This window comes from Collinsella aerofaciens (assembly GCF_027679495.1).
Taxonomy (GTDB): domain Bacteria; phylum Actinomycetota; class Coriobacteriia; order Coriobacteriales; family Coriobacteriaceae; genus Collinsella; species Collinsella aerofaciens_AK.
The window spans coordinates 1-509 of the sequence record NZ_JAQEKC010000075.1; the positions used below are offsets into that span (position 1 = coordinate 1).

Here is a 509-nt window from a genome sequence, read left to right on the forward strand (position 1 = left end):
GGGCACGGAAACGACAGGAGCCCCCGCTCGTGACCGCGGCTCGGGGCTGCGACAATGTTGTTGAAGTGCCAGAGGCGCAGCCGCGCCGCAACGAGGTTGGGAGGCTCCCGTGCCTAGATATTCTACCGCCTTCGGAATGGACGTACACCTCAGGTCCACCACCGTCTGCGCGCTCGACGCGGAGACGGGCGAGGCCGTGGCGAGGAGGTTCCGCGGCAACCCCTGGGGCGAGGTCGCGGAGTGGATGTCGGGCTTCCCCGGCCCGTCGCTCGCCGCCTACGAGAGCGGCTACCTCGGCTTCGCGCCGCAGAGGGAGCTGTCGGCCCTCGGCGTCGACTGCGTCGTCGCGGCCGTCTCCAGGGTCCCGAGGTCGGCGGCCGACCTCTCGTCCAAGAACGACCGCAACGACGCGGCCAGGATGGCCAAGGCGATACTGTCGCACGACGTCACCCCGGTATGGGTGCCGTCCCCCGAGATCGAGGGGCTCAGGGACCTCGCCGCCGCCCACG

Annotated in this window: 1 protein-coding gene; it reads left to right on the top strand. The window is 70.7% G+C overall.

Annotation, left to right across the window (positions count from 1 at the left end):
* Nucleotides 1-109: 109 nt before the first annotated feature.
* A partial coding sequence (locus PGW49_RS10415; RefSeq protein WP_333519629.1) for an IS110 family transposase occupies nt 110-509 on the top strand: 400 nt, incomplete at its 3' end.